26 protein-coding genes and 1 pseudogene are annotated in these 22,590 nt (G+C 60.3%); 16 read left to right on the top strand and 11 right to left on the bottom strand.

What is annotated here, in order from left to right; translation table 11 throughout:
* Positions 1-150 precede the first annotated feature (150 nt).
* From ACIGJE_RS27010 to ACIGJE_RS27000, 3 genes are all read left to right on the top strand, one after another.
* Entirely contained in the window at positions 151-450 is a 300-nt protein-coding gene (locus ACIGJE_RS27010) for a hypothetical protein (RefSeq protein ID WP_415082125.1), read from the top strand.
* 149 nt (positions 451-599) lie between these two features.
* Positions 600-1,919 carry a S41 family peptidase gene (locus tag ACIGJE_RS27005; protein WP_311939548.1) on the top strand — a complete coding sequence of 440 codons (1,320 nt, stop codon included), beginning with the start codon at positions 600-602 and terminating at the stop codon, positions 1,917-1,919.
* Positions 1,920-2,036: 117 nt separating this feature from the next.
* Positions 2,037-2,399, top strand: coding sequence for a hypothetical protein (locus ACIGJE_RS27000; protein ID WP_415082127.1), 363 nt, complete (start codon positions 2,037-2,039; stop codon positions 2,397-2,399).
* A 33-nt stretch (positions 2,400-2,432) separates the two neighbouring features.
* Here ACIGJE_RS27000 and ACIGJE_RS26995 read toward each other — a convergent pair whose 3' ends face one another.
* Together ACIGJE_RS26995 and ACIGJE_RS26990 are read right to left on the bottom strand one after the other, a co-directional pair.
* Positions 2,433-2,666 carry a cold-shock protein gene (locus ACIGJE_RS26995; RefSeq protein ID WP_311939552.1) on the bottom strand — a complete coding sequence of 78 codons (234 nt, stop codon included), beginning with the start codon at positions 2,664-2,666 and terminating at the stop codon, positions 2,433-2,435.
* A 747-nt stretch (positions 2,667-3,413) separates the two neighbouring features.
* Entirely contained in the window at positions 3,414-3,575 is a 162-nt protein-coding gene (locus tag ACIGJE_RS26990; RefSeq protein WP_311939554.1) for a DUF1328 domain-containing protein, read from the bottom strand.
* Positions 3,576-3,590: 15 nt separating this feature from the next.
* On the opposite strand from ACIGJE_RS26990, the pseudogene ACIGJE_RS26985 reads away from it, so the two are divergent.
* From ACIGJE_RS26985 to ACIGJE_RS26965, 5 genes and pseudogenes are all read left to right on the top strand, one after another.
* Positions 3,591-4,088 (top strand): annotated as a pseudogene (locus tag ACIGJE_RS26985) (YMGG-like glycine zipper-containing protein); the annotation flags it as partial.
* A 67-nt stretch (positions 4,089-4,155) separates the two neighbouring features.
* Positions 4,156-5,457 carry an ABC transporter transmembrane domain-containing protein gene (locus tag ACIGJE_RS26980; RefSeq protein WP_483680896.1) on the top strand — a complete coding sequence of 434 codons (1,302 nt, stop codon included), beginning with the start codon at positions 4,156-4,158 and terminating at the stop codon, positions 5,455-5,457.
* Positions 5,458-5,565: 108 nt separating this feature from the next.
* Positions 5,566-5,793, top strand: coding sequence for a DUF982 domain-containing protein (locus ACIGJE_RS26975; RefSeq protein ID WP_311939560.1), 228 nt, complete (start codon positions 5,566-5,568; stop codon positions 5,791-5,793).
* Positions 5,794-5,853: 60 nt separating this feature from the next.
* On the top strand, positions 5,854-6,096 hold the full coding sequence (locus ACIGJE_RS26970; RefSeq protein WP_311939562.1) for a DUF982 domain-containing protein: 243 nt from the start codon (positions 5,854-5,856) through the stop codon (positions 6,094-6,096).
* A 76-nt stretch (positions 6,097-6,172) separates the two neighbouring features.
* On the top strand, positions 6,173-6,418 hold the full coding sequence (locus ACIGJE_RS26965; protein ID WP_311939564.1) for a DUF982 domain-containing protein: 246 nt from the start codon (positions 6,173-6,175) through the stop codon (positions 6,416-6,418).
* On the opposite strand, the gene ACIGJE_RS26960 is transcribed toward ACIGJE_RS26965, so the two are convergent.
* Positions 6,408-6,677 carry a hypothetical protein gene (locus ACIGJE_RS26960; RefSeq protein ID WP_394315016.1) on the bottom strand — a complete coding sequence of 90 codons (270 nt, stop codon included), beginning with the start codon at positions 6,675-6,677 and terminating at the stop codon, positions 6,408-6,410. The two genes, ACIGJE_RS26965 and ACIGJE_RS26960, sit on opposite strands and share 11 nt — an antisense overlap.
* Before the next feature lie 188 nt (positions 6,678-6,865).
* Here ACIGJE_RS26960 and ACIGJE_RS26955 point away from each other — a divergent pair, with 188 nt between their 5' ends.
* Positions 6,866-7,111 carry a DUF982 domain-containing protein gene (locus ACIGJE_RS26955; protein ID WP_311939568.1) on the top strand — a complete coding sequence of 82 codons (246 nt, stop codon included), beginning with the start codon at positions 6,866-6,868 and terminating at the stop codon, positions 7,109-7,111.
* Between the two features lie 796 nt (positions 7,112-7,907).
* Here ACIGJE_RS26955 and ACIGJE_RS26950 read toward each other — a convergent pair.
* Together ACIGJE_RS26950 and ACIGJE_RS26945 are read right to left on the bottom strand one after the other, a co-directional pair.
* Positions 7,908-8,195: a hypothetical protein gene (locus ACIGJE_RS26950; RefSeq protein WP_311939570.1), complete on the bottom strand. Its 288-nt coding sequence runs from the start codon at positions 8,193-8,195 to the stop codon at positions 7,908-7,910.
* Between the two features lie 77 nt (positions 8,196-8,272).
* Complete coding sequence (locus ACIGJE_RS26945) at positions 8,273-8,629, bottom strand: hypothetical protein (protein WP_415082133.1); 357 nt, start codon at positions 8,627-8,629, stop codon at positions 8,273-8,275.
* On the opposite strand from ACIGJE_RS26945, the gene treY reads away from it, so the two are divergent.
* The 5 genes from treY (at position 8,628) to ACIGJE_RS26920 (ending at position 14,587) form a co-directional block, all read left to right on the top strand.
* The gene (treY, locus tag ACIGJE_RS26940; RefSeq protein WP_415082135.1) at positions 8,628-11,339 is read left to right on the top strand and encodes a malto-oligosyltrehalose synthase; all 2,712 of its coding nucleotides are present in this window, start codon (positions 8,628-8,630) and stop codon (positions 11,337-11,339) included. The two genes, ACIGJE_RS26945 and treY, sit on opposite strands and share 2 nt — an antisense overlap.
* The gene (gene treZ, locus ACIGJE_RS26935) at positions 11,336-13,144 is read left to right on the top strand and encodes a malto-oligosyltrehalose trehalohydrolase (RefSeq protein WP_483680893.1); all 1,809 of its coding nucleotides are present in this window, start codon (positions 11,336-11,338) and stop codon (positions 13,142-13,144) included. Before treY ends, treZ begins: the two co-directional genes overlap by 4 nt.
* 155 nt (positions 13,145-13,299) lie before the next feature.
* Positions 13,300-13,533 carry a hypothetical protein gene (locus tag ACIGJE_RS26930; RefSeq protein WP_367625833.1) on the top strand — a complete coding sequence of 78 codons (234 nt, stop codon included), beginning with the start codon at positions 13,300-13,302 and terminating at the stop codon, positions 13,531-13,533.
* A 379-nt stretch (positions 13,534-13,912) separates the two neighbouring features.
* Positions 13,913-14,131, top strand: coding sequence for a hypothetical protein (locus ACIGJE_RS26925; protein ID WP_311939580.1), 219 nt, complete (start codon positions 13,913-13,915; stop codon positions 14,129-14,131).
* Positions 14,132-14,326: 195 nt separating this feature from the next.
* Positions 14,327-14,587, top strand: a complete 261-nt coding sequence (locus ACIGJE_RS26920; RefSeq protein ID WP_311939582.1) for a hypothetical protein — start codon at positions 14,327-14,329, stop codon at positions 14,585-14,587.
* Between the two features lie 1,087 nt (positions 14,588-15,674).
* On the opposite strand, the gene ACIGJE_RS26915 is transcribed toward ACIGJE_RS26920, so the two are convergent.
* A complete protein-coding gene (locus tag ACIGJE_RS26915) occupies positions 15,675-16,106 on the bottom strand; it encodes a nuclear transport factor 2 family protein (RefSeq protein ID WP_415082284.1) in 432 nt (143 codons plus the stop codon).
* A 265-nt stretch (positions 16,107-16,371) separates the two neighbouring features.
* On the opposite strand from ACIGJE_RS26915, the gene ACIGJE_RS26910 reads away from it, so the two are divergent.
* Positions 16,372-17,688, top strand: coding sequence for an Nramp family divalent metal transporter (locus tag ACIGJE_RS26910; RefSeq protein ID WP_415082140.1), 1,317 nt, complete (start codon positions 16,372-16,374; stop codon positions 17,686-17,688).
* A gap of 502 nt (positions 17,689-18,190) precedes the next feature.
* On the opposite strand, the gene ACIGJE_RS26905 is transcribed toward ACIGJE_RS26910, so the two are convergent.
* Complete coding sequence (locus ACIGJE_RS26905) at positions 18,191-18,541, bottom strand: YidB family protein (protein ID WP_367625831.1); 351 nt, start codon at positions 18,539-18,541, stop codon at positions 18,191-18,193.
* A 700-nt stretch (positions 18,542-19,241) separates the two neighbouring features.
* Here ACIGJE_RS26905 and ACIGJE_RS26900 point away from each other — a divergent pair.
* Positions 19,242-19,619, top strand: a complete 378-nt coding sequence (locus ACIGJE_RS26900) for an SDR family oxidoreductase (protein ID WP_415082142.1) — start codon at positions 19,242-19,244, stop codon at positions 19,617-19,619.
* On the opposite strand, the gene ACIGJE_RS26895 is transcribed toward ACIGJE_RS26900, so the two are convergent.
* The 4 genes from ACIGJE_RS26895 to ureG form a co-directional block, all read right to left on the bottom strand.
* A complete protein-coding gene (locus ACIGJE_RS26895; RefSeq protein WP_415082144.1) occupies positions 19,620-20,210 on the bottom strand; it encodes a helix-turn-helix domain-containing protein in 591 nt (196 codons plus the stop codon).
* Positions 20,211-20,423: 213 nt separating this feature from the next.
* Positions 20,424-21,026 carry a HupE/UreJ family protein gene (locus ACIGJE_RS26890; RefSeq protein ID WP_483680891.1) on the bottom strand — a complete coding sequence of 201 codons (603 nt, stop codon included), beginning with the start codon at positions 21,024-21,026 and terminating at the stop codon, positions 20,424-20,426.
* 41 nt (positions 21,027-21,067) lie between these two features.
* Positions 21,068-21,889 (bottom strand): urease accessory protein UreD, encoded by an 822-nt coding sequence (locus tag ACIGJE_RS26885; RefSeq protein WP_483680889.1) that lies wholly within the window; start codon positions 21,887-21,889, stop codon positions 21,068-21,070.
* Between the two features lie 50 nt (positions 21,890-21,939).
* Complete coding sequence (ureG, locus tag ACIGJE_RS26880; protein WP_367625826.1) at positions 21,940-22,587, bottom strand: urease accessory protein UreG; 648 nt, start codon at positions 22,585-22,587, stop codon at positions 21,940-21,942.
* Positions 22,588-22,590 lie beyond the last annotated feature (3 nt).

The raw sequence follows: 22,590 nt of genomic DNA, 5'->3' as shown, positions 1-22,590 counted from the left end.
ATATGGCAGGATAATTGGACAGCTTGTGAGCCCGGCCCAGGGAATGGGATATGGCCCCGATGGGGTGGCAACGGCGTTTTGACTTTCCCAGGTCGTCGGCAGACATCCGATTGGTCGCCTTTACGGTGGCTACAGATGGGAGTTCTTCCAATGAAGCTGTCGCCCACGCACGTCACACAAACACTGAATCAGATCAGGGCTGAACCCATCGCCGAAAACCATCCCGTATACAGCCAGTTCGCCCGGTTGTTCGGGGAGCATACGTTCTTTGTCGACGACGAGGGGCTCAACATTGTCGAGCCGATGGCATCGGATAAGGACAGCGCCCAGAAGATGGAAGTGGCCCGGTTGGTAAGGCTGGCCCATTGGTGCGACGAATATCATTCCAGCCTGGTGCCGCAGGTACCGCAAAAGACCGATACCGTGGTCATGCTGAGCAAGGCAGCCTGACGCCCAAGCGTCCCGGCCGCGAGCCGGCGGGATAGGCGCGGCGCGGATTTCGCAATAGGCCGGCGCAGCAGGCCGACGTCATCCGCACCGCTGTTTACACTCGCTTACTTGCGAGGCGTAGCCTTCGCATCTCCGGGAAGAGGTATGCAATGTATGGCAAAGTTTCCCTGTTACTGAGCGGCATCGCAATGGGCGCGGCAACCGCATTCGCCGTCACGCATTCCGACCTGCTCGGCCACGCCAACGCCTCCGCCAGCGATGCCTATCGCGAGCTCAATCGCTTTGGTGACGTCTATGAGCAGGTGCGCGCGAGCTATGTGACCGAGCCCGACGATGCCAAGCTCGTCGCCGGTGCCATCAGCGGCATGGTCTCCGGCCTTGATCCGCACTCGCGCTATGTCGATGCCGCCGGTTTCCAGGACATGCAGGCCCAGACTTCCGGAGCATTTTCGGGAGTTGGCCTCGAGGTCACCATGGAGGGTGATCGGCTCAAGGTCGTTTCCGCCATCGACGATACGCCCGCCGCAAAGGCTGGCCTTCTTTCCGGCGACATGATCACGGCCATCGACGGCAAGTCCACGCAGGGCATGCCACTGCAGCAGGCCAGCCAGAAGATGCGCGGGCCGGAGAACAGCACGGTCACGCTCACGGTGCGGCGTGGGGGCGATGCACAGCCTGTGGACGTCAAGCTTGTCCGCGATACCATCAAGCTGTCTTCCGTGCGGACCAGGAAGATCGGCGGCGATATCGCCTATATCCGTATTGCCCAATTCAGTGGGAATACGTTCGACGACTTCCTCAAGGCCATGATGGAAGCCGGGGCGGACAAGGGAGGCCGGAACCTTGCCGGTTTCGTCATCGACCTGCGCAACAATCCTGGCGGCCTGCTCAGCCAGGCCGTCGAGGTGGCGGGTGCCCTGATCGGGCGGGGCGAAATCGTCTCCACGCGCGGACGTGGGCCCGACGATTCTCTGCGTTATAGCGCCACGGGAGGCGGCCTCGTTCATACCAAGCCGATCATCGTGCTCGTCAATGGAGGCTCGGCCTCCGCCGCCGAGATCGTAGCAGGCGCGTGGCAGGACCATCGCCGTGCGACGATTCTGGGCACGCGTTCCTTCGGCAAGGGATCGGTTCAGACCGTCTTTCCGCTTGGCGACAACGGCGCCCTGGTGCTGACGACTGCCCGCTACTACACGCCGTCGGGCCGATCGATCCAGGCCAAGGGCATCGATCCGGAAATCGTGGTGAAGCAGGCCATCCCAGCCAATCTGAACCAGCAGGATGCCGCCGGCGGTGAAGCCGGCCTTAAGGGACATCTCGACAGCCAAGGCGATACCGAGCAGGGCGGCTCGTCTGCCTATGTCCCTGACAACGAGAAGGACGATATGCAGCTCAATGCCGCGGTTGAATTGCTTCATGGCGTTCGCAAGAACCCATCCTTTCCAGCCGGCGGAGCGGCACGCCGCTGAGCATTCGGGACAGGTGTCGATCCCACAAAATTGCCATTCGAGCGGCAAACGATCGAACCCTTTCCGTGCGAGGCTTGTCCGTGATGATCCCTGACCACAGAGCGGAAAGGAGACATCATGTACAAGCTCATGTCCGCAACCTTCGCCACGATCGTCCTGGCTTCGGGCATTGCCACCGGCCTGGCCCAACCCGCCACCAATCCGGCGGACACACCCAATGACGGCGTTATCGAGCGTGCTCCCGGGAAAATCAGGGCCGTCACGGTCTCAACTCTCGACGAACTCTCGATTCCGCAGCGTATCGCGGCCAATCAGCAGATTGCCGAAACAGGCCCGAGCGAACTGCAGCATTTGAGACAGGTCATCGCCGATACGCCCCGCCTGCAAGCCGCACTCGAAGATTATGGCTCGACGCCGTCCTCGGTGATCGCGATGACGTTCGATGACACGGACGAGGTGACGCTGGTCATCGCCTCGTAAACCGCCTCGGCCCCTTCCCTTGGCAAGGTGCCCTCAAGATCCTGCGGCTCCCTCGGACGGCAGGATCTTGAGATTGCCCGCCTTCGACTTGCCGGTCTTGGCATCGACCACCAGCTCATAGCCCATTCTTTGGCCCTCGCGCACCGTACTGATGCCGCTGCGTTCGAGCTCCCTGATATGCACGAAAGCGTCGATACTGCCGTCATCGGGCGCGATGAAGCCATAGCCCTTGTCGTAATTGAACCATTTCAGGCTGCCGGTGATCATTTCCAATCCCTCCATGGCAGAACGCCACATCGAATTCGAACGCAAGCCGAAGGCATTCGTTCCGATTTGCACGTGGATGGACGGTCGATCGATCGGTGGACAAACGAGCGATGCCGGGGAAGCACCGCATGGAACGATCCGGCCCAAACCAGGTTGGGAAGATGCGAAGCACGGAACGCCAAGCGTTCCAGGCTTCGTTCGACCGACGCAAGCGTTGGTCGTGGCGGCTCGGCCCCTACAGATCGACCCGAGATCCCCGGGGTCGGGCCGTTCGGCCATCGTCCATGTGGCTCGGTATCCGCGCCTGGGATCGGCCGATGAATCGAAATCTTCGATATGAGGGAGAATTCGAACGATGATCCGAAAATTGAAATCAGGAGAATATCGCATCTATTCGCGAAAGGTGGATCCCAAGACGGGCAAAAGGCGCAATCTCGGCACGTTTCAATCGAAGGAAGCTGCCCAAAAACACGAACGCGAGATCCAGTATTTCAAGCGGCACTGAGGCTGGACGACAGACCGGAAGCCAATCGCGCCGGCCTGATCCTCCGGCAGTGCCCGATGGCCAGATGCGCCGCCTCCTCGCTCGTTCACGCCCACTACGCTCAAATCGACCGGACCGCCGCCTGAGCAGAACCTTCGCTGCCTCGTCGGCATCGGCAGAGCAATCATCGCCCGTAACGGCGAGGGCGAACCCCTCGCCCTCCCCCCCGTTGATCCTGCCGACGCCCATGGACCATGTCGGGCCTAGGCAACGGTGAGGACACCCAACAGCACCAGCAGGAATACGATCAGGGCGATCCCGATCAAGACCCGGGCTCCCGTCGCGGCCGCTCCCGCAAGCGCGGGCATACCCAACAAGCTGGCTGCGGCAGCAACGATCAACAGAATGAGGATCCAGTGAAGCATGGTAGCACCTCCTTGATGTGGCGCTATCGAACCTCGACGGCCGGCCTTTGTTCCCGCCCCGCCATCGAGACTGCACCAATCCTGACAGCTGACTTGGGTTCAACCGATCGAATGCTGACAGGGGCTGTGTATCCGAGTATTTCAGCTCGGAAATACTCTCCACCCCTAATAGGGTGCTCCGATTTGCCTGCTCGTCTCGATCAGGAACCATGCCTGACATTCTCTGGACGCGGAGACCTCGCAAATTCGAAAGCGGAACGATCCCCCGGCTGCGCAGTTTTTGCATTGTTGCAACCAGGGATAACGATCATGGCTGATTTGCTTAGAATATTTGCGGCGGCCGGCATGGCCATCTCCGTCGCAGCCTGCGCGAGCGACAATCCGGGTGATCGCGCCGCCGGCGGCGCGGTTATCGGCGGCGTCGGTGGCGCAGCTGTGGGTGCTGCCGTCTCGAACCGGCATCCCGGCCGCGGTGCGCTCATTGGCGGCGCCATCGGTGCCGTCGGAGGGGCTGCCGTAGGTGCCGCGACGACACCGCCCAGCAGCGGCCGGTCATGCGCACGGATCGGATATGATGAGTATGGCAACCGATGCAGACTGCCTATTACTGATGCCTGTGGTCCGGAGCTGTTCCCAGCTCCGGACCGCGACGCGTGCAGCCACCGCGCGCCTGTGCTCCTTCCTCCGACCGGGATTGGAAGGTCTCGATTACCAGCCATTTCCTGGGTGCGCGCCGGCAGATCGTCTGGCCTTGATGCCGATCGACAGCGCGCATTCCGGTAACGTTGAAAGATGCAACAGTCTGGGTCGCAAAGCATTGCTTCGACGATTCTTGGCATTGATCTGCAGGCGAGTTACGGCACAGGCCGGCCCGCATGAGAGCCCGCATACCTCCCCGAATGCTCAAATGCCACCGACCCTGGTCGGATTCATCATTTGGGTCTCGGGCCGGCACCAGATCTGGATCGGCCTATGCGCCATTTTGCTGTTCGTTGCGGATACAGTGCCGCTCGAGGTGCAGCGGCGCCTGGTCAACGCCGCCGTGAAGGGCGGAGATGTCTATAACGTGCTGATACTGGCGATGATGTTCGCCGCCCTGACCTTTCTGCAGGGCCTGATCAAGATCGGCCTCAATCTCTATCGCAATTGGATCGGCGAGTCGGCCGTGCGGTGGCTCCGAAACGAGATCTCACATGTTGCGCAGCGTCCCGACTCCAAACTGCCTTCGGGTAAGGCCGGCGGCGTCGAAATCGCCATGGTCGTCGCCGAAGTCGATCCGATCGGCGGCTTTGTCGGCGCGAGCCTTTCCGACCCGATCCTCCAGATCGGCATCTTGCTGTCGGTGTTCGGCTATCTCATCTATCTCCAGCCGTTGATGGCCCTCGTCGGCGTCCTCGTGTTTCTGCCGCAATGTTTCCTGGTGCCGCTGATGCAGGGGGCGATTAACCGCCGAGTGGGGGCTCGCATCTGGGTGCTGCGCAAGATCAGCGTGATGCTGGTCGACACGCTGCAACGCGACGAGACGACCAATCATTCTCAATCGAGACGCGTCGACCAGGTATTCCGCCTGAACATGAGCATCTTCAGGCTCAAATTCGTGCTCAGCTTCACGATGAACTGGCTCAACTCTCTGGGGACGGCGGTCATCCTGGGAATTGGCGGCTATTTCGTCGTTCAGGGCCGGACGGAGATCGGAACCGTCGTCGCCTTCGTCGCCGGGCTCGCAAAGATCAACGATCCCTGGAGCGATCTGGTGAACTGGTATCGCGATTATCGGGTGATCCAGGCCCGCTATCACCTGGTTTCCAGTGCCTTGCGCAATGCCGGTACGAAGGCAGACGGTCGCGAGCGGCCAAGCTCTCTTTCGCCACCGCGGGAGTGATGGCCGCGCATCCGAATGACGGGACCGGCCTTCCTGGCCAACGGGCCATTCGACGACCCGCGCCGGAACCATCGCCCTCCCCTCGTGTTTCTCGCAAGGAGGTAGGAGATGACATCTTCAATGTTCACCCAGCCGATCAATATCGACGGCATCACCATCGGCGACGCAAACGAGGCCGCGGACTATCTGCTCAACAACTGGCCCGCCGACAGCGGCGAGCGCTATGACTTCGCCAAGCGCGTCTGTCTCGAGGCGATCGAAGGCAAGCGTGATCCCGAAGACGCCAGGGCGGCTTTCCTGCTCGCCGCGGAGGAAGCCGGGGTGATCCTCACATGATCACGCCCTTCCATCGGAACGAAATGTCCCCACCGCAGTTCGATTAACCGGAGGGTTGACATGTATAACCGCGCTTGGCTGCGCCCGGTCGAGCTCCAGACCTATATCGGTGATTACCGCATAGTTGGCTCGACGGACGAAGCCGTCATCTTTCTGCTCAAGCACTGGCCCATCGATTCCGATGGCGAACCGGCTGCAGGGCGTCAGGGATTCCTGGAGGCCCTTGAAGGAGCGGAGGCCGGAGATGCCCGGGCCGTGTTCATCGAGGCCTGCCTGCAACTCGAAATGCATGTGATCGGATGATCGGAGAGGAAAAGCCCGAGGCCATGGCTGCAGGAACCGGCATGCACCGACAATGTTTGAGTTTAGGAGGTGTGCCATGGCCATGAAAATCTGGAGCAGCCCCGTGAAATTCGAGATCGGCGCAGGTCAGTTCCGAGTGGTTGCCTCATGCGAGGAAGCCTCTGACTTCCTGCTGAATCATTGGCCAACCGAAGGCGGAGACAAACATCTGCTTGCCAGACGCGCTTGTCTCGATGCCTTGGCCGGATCGCTCCCCGCCGATCACGCCCGCAGGGCCTTTATCGAAGCCTGTGAAGAATCCGGCATGCATGTCACGCAATGAGGGAGAGTACGATGCCCGATCCGAAAGAACCGAAGCCCGCGACTCCAGCGCCGACGGAAAGCCCTCCGCCCATGCCGGAGCCAAACCCGAAACCCCCGAATGAAGTGCCCATCGTGCCGCCGCCGCCGGGAAACACGCCGATCGCGCCGGATGTGCCCAACCCGCCGGAGATGCCCCCTTTGGTCGATCCCAACCAGATATGACCGAAAGCGCCCCTGACGATGCCTTCCAAATAAGCTCGGACATCATTTGCTTTCATGCTACGCTGCCGGCGTAGCATGACGCTTCGCTTTTGAAGGGAAGACAACGGCAAGCCGAGCCGACATCCTTCCCGAAAAGCTCACCACGGTTGGCGTGGAGCGCTGGCGGAAGGCCAGCATGCCGTAACCTCATACGATATGTCGGAGCCTTCGGCCCGTTTCCGGCCTGATGGACGAGAGGAACACTATGGATACCCTGCCCTGGAGTCGACCGGTCCGATTTGAGACCGATGTCGGGCGATACCGCATTCTCGTCTCGACGGAAGAAGCATCGCATTTTCTGCTCAATGACTGGCCCCAAGTCACTGGACCGCGGCTTATCGACGCTCGCCGTATCTGCCTCGACGTCATGGCGGGCACGGACGAACCCGACAATGCCAGAACCGCGTTCGTCGCGGCCTGCAAGGAAGCCGATATACGCGTAATGCCGTGAAGGAGGTTCGGATGGCCGCTTCGAAGCATCGGAAACCACTCGACGGTCCGTTCCGCGGGACCAGGAAGAAGGGGCCTGGCGTCGAAGAGATTTCACCGGACGAAACACCGATCATACGGCCAAAGGTCGACTATCCTGCACAGGCGGACGATAAACCTGTCCTGGAGCCCTATCCGCAGCCCGCCAAGAGAAGGAAAGGCGGAACTGATCGGATGCATGTACTCTGACAGCGCTCCGACGCTGGTACCCGGCCATACCGCTCGCCGTCATTGCAAAGACGACGAATGGCTTCTGCCCCCGCCCGCCATCGAGGGTAGCGGGCCAGAGAAGGCCTTGCGCATTTTTCGCAAGAGGGGAACACCCGGATGGAAGCACCGGGTCTGAGCGGCTCGGCCGCCGAGGTCGGTGTGATCGGCATTGGCCGAGCCGCCTCGGCTGATCTCACCATCAGCCGAACGATACGCCGAATGCTTTCGCATCGATCGTCTCGTACCTTCCAAACAGGTATCTCGATTCTTTGTTCCCTACTCATGCAACGGCCCGGCTCTCGGACCTGGGGGAAAGGTCGGCAACGAGGAACCGGACCGCCGGACTCTACACTGCGAGGCCGGTCATTGGGCGACACAAGGCATCCACGACCTCACCCTTTCCGAACCATGACGGACCAAGACTGTTCCCGCTAAAATGCGTGAAACACATGGCTCGGCGAAGCTTTCTCTGGGAGGAACGCTGGCCAGGCCGCCTCGTCGGCACCCCCCATTGCCGAGCAGCACGACTGGCTCCGGAGCCGATGGCCTCAGCCTAGCGGCATTGTCGATCGAACCGTCCACGCTCCCTTATAGTCGAGACTGCCATGCTCATCCAACGTCGCCGCGACAGGGGTCAGCACCAGCTGCGCACCAGCCGCGGCAACCGCCACTTCTTCTGCGGTATGGGCGAGAATACGGCCGATCAGTGGTTCTCCGACCCCTGGCACCAGCGTTATCGGAGCACCCTCGTAAAAGTCAGGCTGACTATGGCCAGGGGCGGGGGAGAATGTGACGATGCTCCCCACCGCAAGAGGCTCGGGAATGTCGGAAACCATGGGTGCTCTTCCTTCAGGTGCCGCGAAAGTCTTCAAGCGATATCGCTGCGGGTAGTATGGCTGCTGCTGCATTGCGCTCAGGCCGAGCCCTCAAACTCGGGTCGCGTCATCAACGCGTCGAAGTGTTCGACTTCGAAGATCTGAGGTGTCTTGCCGGGATCCCGAACAGCCGAAAAATCCGTGAACTGGTCTGGGTGGGCCCTGGCCTGCCGATACCGCATCACGGCTTCCTTCAGGCTGATGTCATGGCCTTCGAAACTGACGATTTCTTCGGGATCGTAATCAAACATCGAGGTCATTGTGCTGCCCTCCCCAGCATCGAACCCGCGAACGGTACGAAAGATCCCGTTGCGACATTCATCTGCAGCAATGCCACGCGAAACTTTCAGCCTCGCCGCTGGTTCCAGGAAACGACTCGATCGGGAAAGTTCCATGCCAGAAGCCGATTGCCCGCCGCCGCGGGCGACCTATCGTTTGCAGCTGAACGCCCGCTTCAATTTTGCGGCGGTCGAAGCCATAGCCGCCTATCTCGCCCAATTGGGAGTGAGCCACGTCTATGCCTCCCCGTTCCTGAAAGCGAGGCCGGGCAGCAGCCACGGCTACGACATCGTCGATCACTCGGCCCTCAATCCCGACCTCGGCACCAAGGAAGATTTCGATCTGATGATGCAGGCCCTACGCGCCAACGGCCTGGGCCTGATCCTCGATTTCGTCCCCAACCATATGGGCGTGAACGGTGCCGACAATCCCTATTGGCTCGACGTGCTCGCATGGGGCCAGGAGTCGGCCTATGCCGGCTGGTTCGACATCGACTGGCAGCCCGAACCTTCGCATCTCAGGGGCAAGGTCCTGGTCCCCGTTCTCGGCGACCAGTACGGCGCAGTGCTTGCCGGTGGTGGCCTCGAGCTATGTTTCGATGCCAGGGCCGGGGAGATCGCCATCTGGGCTCACGGCGCCCACAAGCTCCCCATCCATCCCGGACATTATGGCCGTGTCCTTGGGAGCGACCATGCCGCGCTCGAAAAACTGAGCGATGCCTTCTCCCACCTCGAAGGGTTCCACCCGCATGAACAGCGCAGGGCCGGACAACTCAAGGCCGATCTTGCCGCTTTGGTCGCAGCCGAACCGACGGTGACGGAGGCCGTCGCGGAGCGTCTGGGGCGTTTCGCCGGCATGGCCGGCGAGCTGGAGAGCTGGAAACGGCTCGACCAGCTGATCGCCGACCAGCATTGGCGCGTGGCTCATTTCCGTGTAGCCGCCGACGATATCAACTACCGCCGCTTCTTCAATATCAGCGATCTTGCCGGCTTGCGCATCGAACATGAGGAGTTGTTCGACCACGCCCATCGCTTTGTCTTCGAGTTGATCGCCGAGGGTGTGCTGGACGGGTTGCGCATCGACCATATCGATGGCCTGCTGGATCCCAAGACATACTGCCGGCGCTTGCGCGAGAAAGCGCCGCGGCCAATCTACCTGGTCGTCGAGAAGATCCTCGGAGAAAATGAGGAACTGCGGGAGGATTGGCATGCCGACGGCACGACCGGCTACGAATTCGCCAACCTCCTTACCAATCTGCTGATCGACCCGAGCGGCCAGGCACAGCTCGATGAGCTTTATCGCCGCTTCACCGGCGAGCGGCGCAGCTTCAAGGCCATCAGCCGCGAGGGCAAGCTGGCCATCATGGCAGACGAAATGGCCGGCGAACTCGACGGGCTGGCTCGCGAGGCTGCCCGCATCGCGCGTTCCAATCCGCGCACTGCCGATTTTACCCGCAATGTCCTGCAGCGTGCACTCAGGGAAATCGTCGCCGGGTTTCGTGTCTATCGGACCTATGTCGATGCGGAGGGTGCCAGCGCTGCCGACCTTCAGGAACTCGAAAGTGCCTTCACCCAGGCGCGGCGCTCGGGGCGTGGCATAGACCATTCGGTGTTCGACTTCCTGTTCTCACTGCTCGGCGGCGAGGCCGTTGCAAAGCCCGGCAGCGGTTTCAGCCGGCAGGACGTCATGCGTTTTGCCATGCGGTTCCAGCAATATACCGGGCCGATCATGGCCAAGGGGGTCGAGGATACCGCCTTCTACCGCTACAACCGCTTCATTGCCGCCAATGAGGTTGGCGGCCACCCCGGCCATCTCGGCGCCAGCGTCGAGGCTTTCCATACCGCCAATCTCGCCCGCCATGCGGGCGCCATGCTCGCGACGTCGACGCATGACACCAAACGTGGCGAGGACTGCCGGGCACGCCTTGCCGTTCTCAGCGAGATCCCGGTGGATTTTACCGAAGCCACCGCCCGCTGGCGGTCCATGCTCGACGGGAATGAGACCAGGCCTGATGGCAACGACATCTTCCTGCTCTTCCAGTTGCTCGTGGGTGCCTGGCCCGTGGACCTCGTCTCCACCGATATCGGGGCGTTGGAGCGGTTCCAGGAGCGCCTGCAGCTGGCCATGCTCAAATCGGCGCGCGAGGCCAAGGTTCACACCAACTGGGCAGCGCCCGACGAGATTTATGAAAAGTCCCTGCACGACTATGTTGCGGCCGCTTTCGCGAACCAGGATTTTCTTGCCGATTTCATCGGCTTCGAAAAACGCGTCATCGAACTCGGTGCTGCCAATAGTCTCACGCAGACCGTGTTGAAGTTCACCGTGCCCGGCGTTCCCGATATCTATCAGGGGGCGGAGGCCTACGATTTCAGCCTGGTCGATCCGGACAATCGCCGCCCGGTCGACTGGGTCTGGCGCCGAGAGAGCCTGGGAAATATTCGGCCGGTCGCGCGAGACAACCTTCTCGACGGAAGCGCCAAATTGGCCACCATCGCCAAGCTGCTCGAGTTGCGCCGCCGGCATGAAGCCTTGTTTGCCGTAGGAGACTATCGGCCCATCGAGATGGCAGGCGATCGCGTCATCGCCTTCTCGCGACAGCATGGCGACTGCGCCCTCGTCGTCGTGGCCGCGCGGTTCCCCGGTCGTGGCGCCATCGACGGCTTTCTGCCCCTCGCCCACCATTGCCCCGTCTATGGCGATCTCCTCTCTGGACGCCAGATCACCCCCGGCAAGGAAGGCATCGATCTTGCTATGCTGCTGGCAGAGCTGCCCGCCGCCGTGCTGGTGCCGCAGACACCGCCGGCAATCCGGCACTCGCAGCCATGATCATGCCGCCAGGCCACTACGAACCACGCTTCGGCCCCGTCCTGCGCGACGGCAAGGTTCTGTTTCGCCTTTGGGCGCCCAGGCAATGCCGGGTCGGCCTGCAATTGGGACAGACGACATATCCGATGCACAACCATGGCGGCTGGCATTGCCTGCCGGTGGCCGCCGACTTTGGTGCCCGATATCGCTTCGTGTTGGAAGACGGCATGACCGTGCCGGATCCGGCCAGCCGCTTCCAGCCCGAGGACGTCCATGGTCCGAGCGAGCTGGTCGACCCGGCGGCCTATCGCTGGCGCAATACGGACTGGCAGGGACGCGCCTGGCACGAAACGGTGCTTTACGAGCTTCATATCGGAACTTTCACGCCGGAAGGGACTTTCGCCAGCGCGGCGCAACGGCTCGACTATCTCAGGGAACTGGGGGTGACCACCATCCAGCTCATGCCGGTGGCCGATTTTCCGGGGAAACGCAACTGGGGCTATGACGGCGTCCTTCCCTTCGCGCCGGACGCAGCCTATGGCCGGCCGGAGCAACTGAAAGCCTTCATCGACGAAGCGCATGGCCTCGGCCTCTCGGTGCTGCTCGACGTCGTCTACAATCACTACGGAGCCGAGGGGAACTATCTGCCGCTCTATGCTCCCGTCTTCACCGAACGCCACCAGACCCCTTGGGGCCCCGCCGTCAACTATGACGACGAAGGGTCTGCCGAGATCCGGGCCTTCACCATCGAAAACGTGCTCTATTGGCTGGAAGAGTTCCGCCTCGACGGATTGCGTTTCGATGCCGTGCACGAGATACGCGATGCCGGGGACCGTCATCTCCTTGCCGAGATCCGCGCCGCGGTCGGCGCCCTCATCGGCAATCGTCCTGTCCATCTCGTGCTGGAGAATGAGGAAAACAACGCCGAATGGCTCGCCCGGCAATCGGAAGGAACACCGGCCTTCACCGCGCAATGGAATGACGACGTCCATCACGCCCTGCATGTGGCCGTGACCGGCGAAAACGCAGGCTATTACGGGGACTATGCCCATCGGCCCGAATTGCTCGGCCGCGCCTTGGCACAGGGCTTTGCCTTCCAGGGCGAAACGATGGCCTATCGCGGCAGTCGTCGCGGGCAACCCTCGGCCCATCTGCCGCCGGATGCCTTCGTCGCCTTCCTGCAGAATCACGACCAGATCGGCAATCGCGCCTTTGGCGACCGCATCCACCACCATCATCCGCTCCGAGCCGTGAAGGCCGCCGCGGCGGCCTATCTCCTGGCACCGCAGATCCCCATGCTGTTTCAAGGCGAGGAGTGGGCCGCCTCTACGCCTTTCACGTTCTTCTGCGACGTCGAGGGTGAACTGGCCGATGCGGTGCGCGAGGGGCGGCGCAACGAGTTTTCGCGCTTTCCCGACTATGCCGATCCGCAAGCGCGCGAAGCCATTCCCGATCCCGTCAGCGAACAGACCTTCCGCTCCGCCAAATTGCTGTGGCCGGAACGGGAGAAGCCCCTGCATGCGGACATGCTGAATTGGTACCGGCGCATCCTATCGGTTCGAGCCACGAAGATCGTACCGCTCATACCGACCTTCCTGCAGGCCGGTATGTACACAGTCGACGAGAACGGGGTCGTCTGCGTCGATTGGCGCAGCACCAGCGAAACGGTGCTCCGCCTCGTTCTCAATCTCAGCGACACGCCGAAACCGATGGAGACGGCCATCCAGGGCCAGCCCATCCGGACAGAAGGCCAATGGGAGGGCGCAACGCTCGGCGCCTGGACCGCAATTTGGACGCTTGAAACACCGGAGAGGCCGCCGGCGTAATGTGTCTCGACGACGCCGGCAGCCCCACCAGCGCAGCCAGGAGGCAATTTCTCCCGCATCGTCCCGATCTCATGTAGAATGCGTGTCTCAGACATAGCGAGGCTGCATCCCGAGGGCTTGAATCGGCGCTCATATGCCAGGACGGCACTGCTTAGATGGCAAAGCTATCCCCTGCCCAAATCCGTGCATTGACCGCGCTCGAGGCGGGCGTCGAAGTCAGGATGACGCCCGGTGGCGTGCCGATCGGGCACATGCCCGACGGCGTTCGATCACATCGGACCTTTTGGCGTCTGCGTATCCTGGGCTTCGTTGCCATCAAGCCCCGGCCATCGGCCAATTACTGGGAAATTACAGAGGCTGGCAGAACCGCGCTGCAGGCGGAGAAGTAGCGCAACAGGCAGGCCCGATCGGCCCCCTAGATCGCCTTCGACCGTCGACGCCGGCCATTTTCGGGCATGACCAATAACGGAACCAAAGCCTAAAAATCTGCTCCAGAAGGCAGCAGGACTTTTGGGGGATGCAGCAGGCATGCCCGAGCCAGGGCGACGACCGGTGAGACGGACGTGAGGAACTATCGCGCCGCTCATCGGTTGAGTCCTTGTCGACTTTAGACAGCCCAACTCGCCCGCTGCCTGACAGGCCAGCGGGCTGTTCTTTTCCAAGAGGAGAAGGCGTAGAGGGCGCTCGCGAACGCGAGAAGCGACACGCAGTGGGCATCATGCCCACGGTCCTAGTACAGGGCCTGCTAACCCCAAAGGAGCAGGACCGGTGAAACCGATTTTCTGTATTTTCGAACGCAGCTTCGACCGCCATCCGATCGAGGTGAACGTGAATCTCATCCTCTATCTGGAGGGCAATGACGACGGCACGACGACCATGTATTTCAGGAGAGACGAATTCGTGGTCGTCAGGGGCACCCTCGCGGACACCCGCAGGCATATCGAAACCTGCACGTCGATGACCCCGCCGGCGGACGTCGCAGCCTGAAAACAAGGAGCAATTGCCGCCGGCAGGAAACCCGCATTGCTCCCTTCCCCTGCTTGCCCGCTCGCTGTTCCCAAGCGCGGCGGGCAATTTTTTTAACCATAGGATTTCAGGCGGTCTTGATCCCGAAAACGCCATTGCTAGATTTCCGCACTGGAAGAGCCATCATTGCGCTCGCGTTTGTGTGGGATGGTAGGAATGGACGAAGCGCAGGAGACGACGGGTCGTTCTGAAGGGACAGAGACCAGAATCCCGATATTCTGTACATTCGAACGAAGTTTCGACCGACATCCGATCGAAGTGAACGTGACTCGCATCTGCTATATCGAGGGCAATGAGCCCGACAGCTCGACCCTGTATTTCGACAGGGAGCACTTCGTGGTCGTTCATGGCAAGGCCGAGCAGATCCGGGCACGGATCGAAACCCGGGTTTGGCAGTCGCAGATCCTGCTCCGATAGCCCCGCTCCCGCGCAACAAGCGGTCCGGCTGCGAAGCCCTGCGCTCGGCGAAAAGCAGCGTTGCCGGGCCATCTCGGCTTGCGCCACGGGCTCGATCAGCCCGCCATATGGTTCATCATCGACCCCACGCTAAGAGCACCGCAGGGCTCGAGTGGGGGCGCGAATGCCGGTGACCGGGTCTACGGTGCTACCTCAACGGCAACTGCAGTCCGGTCAGGAGGATTGAGAGATCCGGTGAAATTGGTCTGTAATGCGAGGCTATCGGTACCCGTAAAGCCCGGATTCGGCCGATACGTGACTGCAGTCATCGGTATCATCCTGGCATTGCATTTGTAGAGATGGCTTGTCGTCGGGTAGGCGGGATGGTCTTTCACGTGAACAACCGTGGCAATGCCATTGCGCGGAGGCGTGATAATCTTGACGGAAGGTGGCAGGTCATACATGACGCAATCGTTGGCGACCTGATACGCGCTGTACACCGTGACGGACTGATCTTTTTTCGTATGGCGAGTAACGGATGGGCCAACCCTCAACCCCTTCTCGAGTGGTTTATTGTCGGCACAAGCTCCCAAGACACATGCTACCCCTAACGGCAATAAGATATAGACCTGCCTCATGACTTGCATACCTTTCCCTGAAACTTCGACTAATCAACGACGAAGGGGATCTGAATGCAAGTTTAAATTTATCCGAACTACATACACGCGCCAACTACAATAATTCGAATAATTATCTTCATATAAATTCTTATTTTAGTGGAGGTTATAATGTGTTTTTAAATTTAATTTCGTATTATTATAGTTTACGAGCCTAAATTTATCTATAAATTCAAAATATTTATTATTATAATCTTAGTTTTTATATAAAATTACGTCGTCTCATGCTTTTTCATGCCCTCGACGCCTGAATTAACTGATACGGCCACCAGGATAAGCATTGGCGACCTTTGTGACGGCGCCGAGAAGGCGCCCGGCGATCTAATTGTCGATCTCGGTTCGCCCCCTGTCTCAGAGGCCGGCATATTCTAAGTCGGACAGGAAGGAGCCACACGGATCGGAGAAGCGTGCATTTGCAGGCACGGCTGGCGTCAGATGATGCCATGCTCTTTTAGAAGTGCCTGCTCGTCGCCTGATACCCAACCAAATATCTTCGCCTCGGAATCCAGTATCTGAACGAAATAGTGGACATCAAAATCGATCACTTTGTGCCCTCGACCCTTCTGGGCATAGGTGGCGGTCCAAGCGACATGGGCTAGGCAATGACATTCGTCTATGGAGGAAAGGCGGACATTGCGTATGCGCATCTCTGTCGTCCCGATTGCCCGATAATGTGCATATCCCTGCACGATCGCCTGTTTGAACTGATCGTCGTTCTTTCCAGTCATGACGTCGGCGGGTGCGGCGCCGATAAATTCGGGCGCGTACAGTGAGGCGACCTCGTCCATGTCCGCATGGCCACCGAGAGACTGATTGCAGAAGTTCTCGTATCGCTCGAATAGCTTCCTTACAGCCGCCTCCATCATAGCGTTCTCCTGGAAACTCGGTACTGGACAGCCAGAACTGCGGTGCTTCCCATCCGTTCCAAGCACAATTCCGCCACCGTACGCTATCGCCATTCCGCCGGGCGGTTCGAGCATTCCTCGGGAACCGAATGCCACCGAGCGAGTTCGTAAGCTCGCATAGCAGACGAGAGGGCGCCACATCGATCCTGCGCACAGATTGATTTGCAGCTTTCGATGTCGGCGCCAGAGCAACAACAAGAACATCTTGCAGCAAGGCGGAACAATGAGCGGGACTGAGGGGGACCTCGATCCAAGAACGGAGCGCAGCCCGGCTGTCGAGCCAAGCAAGCCACGTATACTCAAAGTTCTCGGCCCGGGCTTAATCACCGGCGCTTCGGACGACGATCCCAGCGGAATTGCGACTTATTCCCAGGTGGGTGCGCAATATGCCTATGGCGCGAGCTGGACCCTGTTGTTTTCCTACCCCCTCATGAGCGCCATCCAGATGATCAGCGCCCGTCTCGGACGAACCACGGGACGAGGCATAGCCGGCAACCTGCGCAGATATTATCCCAATTGGCTGGTCTATACGGGCGTCTGCCTGCTGGTGATCGCCAACATCATCAATATCGGGGCCGATATCGGCGCAATGGGCGACGCCGTCAAACTCATCATCGGCGGCCCGGCCCTGGTCTATGTCGTGCTTTTCGGAGCCGGATGCGCAATCGCGCAGGTATTCCTGCAATACAAGAAATACGTTCGCATTCTCAAATGGCTCAGCCTGGCCTTGCTGAGCTATGTCGCGACGCTTTTCATCGTAAAGATCGACTGGGCGGCTCTCGCGACGGGATTCTTTACGCCGCATATCGAGCTTTCCTCCGACTATCTCATGGCAATTGTCGCAATCTTTGGCACCACCATCAGCCCGTATCTCTTCTTTTGGCAGGCCTCGCAGGAAGTGGAGGACCTCAAGGAAAAGCCCAAGCGCCACCCTTTGAAGGATAGTCCGGAACAAGCCAAGGAGGCCGATCAAAGGATTGAACTGGATACGCTCGCCGGCATGGGCGTTTCCAACTTCATTGCGCTGTCCATCATGGTCACGGCGGCCGCGACGCTCAATGTGCACCACATCACCGACATTGGCAGTTCAGCGCAGGCGGCTGAAGCGCTGGAGCCCGTTGCAGGCAAATTTGCCGAGCTTTTGTTTGTCATCGGCATCGTGGGAACAGGGCTCCTGGCCGTGCCGGTGCTGGCCGGATCGGCCGCTTACGGGCTCGGAGAAGCGCTGCGCTGGCCCACCGGACTGGCCCGCAAGCCCAAGGACGCCAAGGCCTTCTATGCCACGATAGCGATCGCAACCATGCTCGGCGTGGCCTTGAATTTCGCCCCCGTCAATCCGATCCAGGCCCTTTTCTGGAGCGCCGTGGTGAATGGCGTCGTCGCTGTGCCGATCATGGTCATCATGATGCTGATGTCGACCGACAAAAGAATCATGGGCGAGCAGGTGATCGGCGGCTGGCTGCTTGGCCTGGGCTGGCTCTCCACGGGTGTCATGGCGCTATGCGCCGTAGGGATGGGCGCGTCTGCCGTCTTGAACTAGCCGTATCGACGAAAAGCCGCTGCCTCGGCCAGGGAGCCTATTGCACTTCCATCTCCCGCACCGACAACGGCCCCGTTCGTAGTATCGGCGACCATCGTTGCACCGACAAACGCCGCGGCAATCCAACAGGCAGCACCTGCCCCACACCGGGCGCTGAGTTCCGGCCGATCAAAACACCGACAACGGCGAGGCAACATGTCCCGGCGGAGATCGCAGTACGGCTCGCCCCCGATCGACACTGGCAACGGGACCCGTAGTTGCGAAATCGGCCGGGCGCTCAAGCAGGAAGAGGACACGCGGGGCGCCATGCCCCTATCCTACTTCGCCTCGATCGCCAGGTTGGCGAAACAACATTTAACAAGATCAAGCTTCATCCCGTGATCCGGCCGGCCTACCCTCTTCCTTGCTTCCATCGCGCCCGGCGGAAGCAATCGCCAGCAGTATTCACAGTCTGCTGGCGAGGCCCGGCCGCCTCTCCATTCGATCGAGCGGCCGGGCTCCTTCAGGCTGTTTGATTGCCGTGGAATGTCGAGATGATCTGCGGCAGATGGTCGGCGAGGAACTGGCTCGCCTGGGCCGGATCAACGCCGAACTTCTCCGCCAGCGACGTGACCATAGGCGAACCCAGGGCCTGGGAAATCTGGTCGGCAGTGACCGCCTGATTTTCTCCGTTGCCGATCCACGACGAAACTGCTTCGCCCAGTCCGCTTTGCGACAACTGGGTCGTCAGCCCCTGCAGGCCATCAATACCGTGTTGCCCGAGGAGATCGGGCAAGTGCTGTGACACCAAATCGGAAATCGAGCTTCCAGTCTGCCCTTGCAATGCACCAAGAATGTTGTCGAGCAATCCCATGACATCCTCCAGAAATGATAGTTGGCTTGCCTGCAAAGGCTAGCAACTCGTAAACAGCCCCCGCCCCACAGGGTAACGCTAGGTAACATTATGATGCAAGGCCCGGTCGCCCTTTCATTGAACGATCGGCCAGGCTCCGTTGGCCGCGGACGCCGGAAACAACTCTTAACAACATCCCGCTTCGTTCCGGGACGCTGCCGATTTAGCCTTCAAGCGCTCCTGACCACTCGGGGGAGCCGCCGGCTGTCCCGCAACGACATGGCCGGCAGGCCCGGCCGCATGCCGCCGACTGATCCTCGCGGCCGGGCCACCCCAAACCGGGCCGAAGCCCTCCGTGTGCCCTCCCCCGTTTCACCGGACAGTCGACCCGGGGTCGAGATAGCCCTGATGCGCTGGCGAGGGAAGCTATCCCAGGGCGGAATGGACTGCTCCAGGCAGTTCAAGCCCAAGATCACGTCAGTCTTGCGATGATGCGATCGGGTATTTCTGGCTCAAAAGACATCGTAACTGGTTGCGGGCTATGGCACCTTTGATTTGAACCTGCGATCGCAAACGCCTGCTTCTATTCACACGAGAATGAAGCGCCAAAAGCAAACCCCGCCAAGTCATTGCTTGAACGAGAATTCGTAAATCATCCCCCATAGGCGGCGACAGCCGGCCCGAACATGCCTGGTTCCAGCTTGGCGCCAAGACCGGAACGTTGCGGAACGGTATCCGTTGCAATGCAATCCCACCGGACTGGAACAATTCGGGGCCCAGCGAGATATATCTGGAAAGCATAGCCGGCAGGTCGCGAATCCGACGCGAACTCCTGGTCATGTATCCGGCAGGCCGGCTGGGAGAGTCGCGCGACATCGGCAATCTCGCGGTATCGCTTGCCTCCAATGAGAGGCGATTTGCGACCGGGCATGTTTTTGTGATGGACGGAGGCCGCACCAAGAAGCTGCCGCATCAGACGGGCTCGCCTGGAGGGCACCCAACTTCCGTTTCACGGCGAAATTCAGTGTGGTGTAGCAATAGTGCAGTGGGCACGAGTGACAACGACAGTCGGATGAACCAACCCCTTATACAATACTAATTATTTGAAGCAGGTATTAAACTGTAGAAACTTGAGAGGTGTTTTGACAGCTTTGGCAAGCCCATGCCAATTCTCAGCATCAAAAAACAGGCTATCTCCTGTTTCCAATTTATGACTATTCAAGCCATGGCGATATATCATCTCACCTTCCAGCATGAAAATTAAAACATACCCCTTTCCTTGGGATGACATGTTCGAATATTCATTATCATAAATCACCACCAAAGAGGGGTTGGTGTTAAGAAGATCGTTATAAGAATCGACAGAGCCAAGATCTAAATTATAGACACCTTTCTGGACAGGGAATACACTCGATCCAATCACATCGGCTTGCCTGACAAAGATAACTTTACGACGCCTCTCTGTTCGTTTTATCAGCGTAGACAATGAAACGCCCAGAATTCTTGCCAAGGACTGTATGATCGTCAGGGAGGCCGTGATGGTGCCTCGTTCAATCTTCGACAGGGTACCACCTGAAATTTGAGCCGCGCGTGCAAGATCGACGGCAGAGATCCCTTCACGCTCCCTGCAGACCCGTAGCTCTCGACCGATCGCGACCGGAAGGCGTTCCTTCTTTCTTCTTACCGACAATCGCGCCCTCCCACCGCCAAATTGCTCAATGGCATTGTGCCGCCTTAAGCCGATGCATGCGCTCCAGCAGGGAAGGAGACGCCGGCTCGAACGCCGACGTAGTCCGGCTGACCGGCTCTCCATCGATGATGCCCGCTTGTGCCCTCGCGGAAAGATCGCCACGAGCGCATGCCGTTTGCCCTGCCGTTGGAGCAGGATGTCCGCGCCGGCCTTTCAGGCAAGCCCTCCGAGGAAAGCCGCACCGGTAATCGCAATAACGGCTCCGGCCGAACGGACGAGAAGTTCTCCGCGGCCGTTTCGCGATCTGCCGATTGCCAGGCCGGCTCCCACGCCGATGGCATGCAGCATGGCGGTTCCGAGCATGAAGCCCACGCCATAGGTGAAGCCGCCGATATTCTCTGGCATCTCGGCTCCATGCGCATAGCCATGGAAGATCGCGAAAAACCCGACGAGAGCCATTGCCACCGGTACGGCCGCGCGCAACCGAAAGGCAACGGCGGCGCCCAGCACGAGTACGGAAAGGCCGATGCCCAGTTCGACAAACGGCAGCGTTACGCCGGCTAGTCCCAGTACGCCGCCGAAAGCCATGACGGCCACAAAGCTCAACGGGACGAGCCAGATCGCCCGCCCGCCCAACTGGGCAGCAAACAATCCGACGGCGACCATGGCCAGGATATGGTCCGGTCCACCGACGGGGTGCAGGAAACCATGCGCGAGCCCGCTGGTATCGCCGATGCCCGTATGGGCATTGGCAGCGGCTGTCATGGCGCCGATAAGGATCGCAGCAACCAATGGAACGGTGCAGCGGGATTTCATGGGCTATCTCCTTTCGAAATCAGTCAGCGGCCCCCGAGATCTCATTTTCTCCGGGGCATGGGCGAATGGCCGAACGCGGCTTGGCAACACAGCGAGAACAGCCGGTCGGTGGCTTTGCGAGCCGCGATCGCATCTGCGGCAAGACAGCGAATGCCCAAGCCGACCGCGTTGGGGAGGACGCTCACACCAATGATGGAACGGCCCTCGACCTGCGAGCACTGCAGGTCAGCCTGGGAAGGAAGACGGGCAGGAGGAGCGAGGACGAGATAGCTCGCCATGACCTGCCAGCGCCCCATCGGTGAAGTTTGGCTGCACAGCGCATCGCCGCCGAGCCGGAAACTATCGCGGACGACCAGCCTCCCGCTCGAATTGCGGATCACGACATCCGAACTGAGCTGGTCGAAGCGGCGTCCTTCAGCCCGGGGATCATGCGTGGTGAATGCATCGCAAAGGAACATGACCGCGTCATCCGCCAGGCGCGCCTCCAGGCTGGCAGCAAAGGACGCACCTGGAAAGAGCACGAGCGGGTCGGGCGCATAGGCCAGAAAAGCCCCGCCCTCGACCTCGATGACAGTCCTCTGTTGAGCGGGCCGGCCCTGGCAATCATGAACGATCGTGGCGGCCTGGGTCGTTATGTGGGCGGCAGCGCCCGCCCCCACTCGAAATCGGCATGAGAGCCGTTCCCCTCGATAGAGACCTCCGGATGACGATTGCTGATAGAGCGTAAGCAAGGAAGGAATGGCCGGATCCAGCCGGAAAGGCCGCGTCAGATGAAACGGGTAGGAGACGAACTGGCGCGCGAGCGTCGTTCGCGCACCATGCCGGATGAAGTCCAATTCGAAACGGCCCCGATGTTCGGCCATGATGTGCACGGCCGGATCACCAGGTGACGATGGTGGCTGCCAATGCTGCGTCATCGGAACAACACGTCGGCCAGGATGCGGTCCACGATTGCGCCGATGCCCTCGGCCTTGCGGCAATTGGTCAGCACCAGCGGACGACCGTGGCGGGCCGCGCCGGCCTCGCTTGTCATGCGGTCGAGATCGACGCCGACATGGGGCGCCAGATCGCTCTTGTTGATGACAAGTAGATCGCATTTGAGCACGCCCGGGCCATTCTTGCGGGGAATGTCGTCGCCTCCTGCCACATCGATGACGAACATCCACCAATCGACGAGGTCGAGCGAGAAGGTGGAGGCCAGATTGTCGCCGCCGCTCTCGATCAGGATCAGTTCGGCATCGGGAAAACGCTGCTCCAACTCGTCGGCAGCGGCGATGTTGAGGGTGGGATCTTCCCGAATGACGGTATGGGGACAGGCGCCAGCCTCGACAGCCGCAACCCTCGCCGGATCGATCAGGCCGGAACGCCGCAGACGCTCGGCATCTTCCGCCGTCACGAGATCGTTGGTGACGACCGCCAGCGAGACACCTCGTGCCGCAAAAGCCGGGATCAGTCGTTCGATGAGCGCCGTCTTGCCCGAACCGACCGGCCCGCCAATGCCAACCCTGGCAGCGCCCACGCGGGTCGATGGCCGATCCTTCAACAGATACGTCGCGTCCATGGC

Source organism: Labrys sp. E2SS-1L (genome assembly GCF_057073705.1).
This window is presented reverse-complemented; position numbering and strand designations above follow the sequence as displayed.

Bases quoted from the DNA above. Each gene is read 5' to 3' on its own strand.
- ACIGJE_RS27010 (WP_415082125.1), top strand. From the start codon at position 151: ATGAAGCTGTCGCCCACGCACGTCACACAAACACTGAATCAGATCAGG.
- ACIGJE_RS27005 (WP_311939548.1), top strand. From the start codon at position 600: ATGTATGGCAAAGTTTCCCTGTTACTGAGCGGCATCGCAATGGGCGCG.
- ACIGJE_RS27000 (WP_415082127.1), top strand. From the start codon at position 2,037: ATGTACAAGCTCATGTCCGCAACCTTCGCCACGATCGTCCTGGCTTCG.
- ACIGJE_RS26995 (WP_311939552.1), bottom strand. From the start codon at position 2,666: ATGATCACCGGCAGCCTGAAATGGTTCAATTACGACAAGGGCTATGGC.
- ACIGJE_RS26990 (WP_311939554.1), bottom strand. From the start codon at position 3,575: ATGCTTCACTGGATCCTCATTCTGTTGATCGTTGCTGCCGCAGCCAGC.
- ACIGJE_RS26980 (WP_483680896.1), top strand. From the start codon at position 4,156: ATGGCAACCGATGCAGACTGCCTATTACTGATGCCTGTGGTCCGGAGC.
- ACIGJE_RS26975 (WP_311939560.1), top strand. From the start codon at position 5,566: ATGACATCTTCAATGTTCACCCAGCCGATCAATATCGACGGCATCACC.
- ACIGJE_RS26970 (WP_311939562.1), top strand. From the start codon at position 5,854: ATGTATAACCGCGCTTGGCTGCGCCCGGTCGAGCTCCAGACCTATATC.
- ACIGJE_RS26965 (WP_311939564.1), top strand. From the start codon at position 6,173: ATGGCCATGAAAATCTGGAGCAGCCCCGTGAAATTCGAGATCGGCGCA.
- ACIGJE_RS26960 (WP_394315016.1), bottom strand. From the start codon at position 6,677: ATGAAAGCAAATGATGTCCGAGCTTATTTGGAAGGCATCGTCAGGGGC.
- ACIGJE_RS26955 (WP_311939568.1), top strand. From the start codon at position 6,866: ATGGATACCCTGCCCTGGAGTCGACCGGTCCGATTTGAGACCGATGTC.
- ACIGJE_RS26950 (WP_311939570.1), bottom strand. From the start codon at position 8,195: ATGGTTTCCGACATTCCCGAGCCTCTTGCGGTGGGGAGCATCGTCACA.
- treY (WP_415082135.1), top strand. From the start codon at position 8,628: ATGCCAGAAGCCGATTGCCCGCCGCCGCGGGCGACCTATCGTTTGCAG.
- ACIGJE_RS26945 (WP_415082133.1), bottom strand. From the start codon at position 8,629: ATGGAACTTTCCCGATCGAGTCGTTTCCTGGAACCAGCGGCGAGGCTG.
- treZ (WP_483680893.1), top strand. From the start codon at position 11,336: ATGATCATGCCGCCAGGCCACTACGAACCACGCTTCGGCCCCGTCCTG.
- ACIGJE_RS26930 (WP_367625833.1), top strand. From the start codon at position 13,300: ATGGCAAAGCTATCCCCTGCCCAAATCCGTGCATTGACCGCGCTCGAG.
- ACIGJE_RS26920 (WP_311939582.1), top strand. From the start codon at position 14,327: ATGGACGAAGCGCAGGAGACGACGGGTCGTTCTGAAGGGACAGAGACC.
- ACIGJE_RS26915 (WP_415082284.1), bottom strand. From the start codon at position 16,106: ATGGAGGCGGCTGTAAGGAAGCTATTCGAGCGATACGAGAACTTCTGC.
- ACIGJE_RS26910 (WP_415082140.1), top strand. From the start codon at position 16,372: ATGAGCGGGACTGAGGGGGACCTCGATCCAAGAACGGAGCGCAGCCCG.
- ACIGJE_RS26905 (WP_367625831.1), bottom strand. From the start codon at position 18,541: ATGGGATTGCTCGACAACATTCTTGGTGCATTGCAAGGGCAGACTGGA.
- ACIGJE_RS26890 (WP_483680891.1), bottom strand. From the start codon at position 21,026: ATGAAATCCCGCTGCACCGTTCCATTGGTTGCTGCGATCCTTATCGGC.
- ACIGJE_RS26885 (WP_483680889.1), bottom strand. From the start codon at position 21,889: ATGGCCGAACATCGGGGCCGTTTCGAATTGGACTTCATCCGGCATGGT.
- ureG (WP_367625826.1), bottom strand. From the start codon at position 22,587: ATGGACGCGACGTATCTGTTGAAGGATCGGCCATCGACCCGCGTGGGC.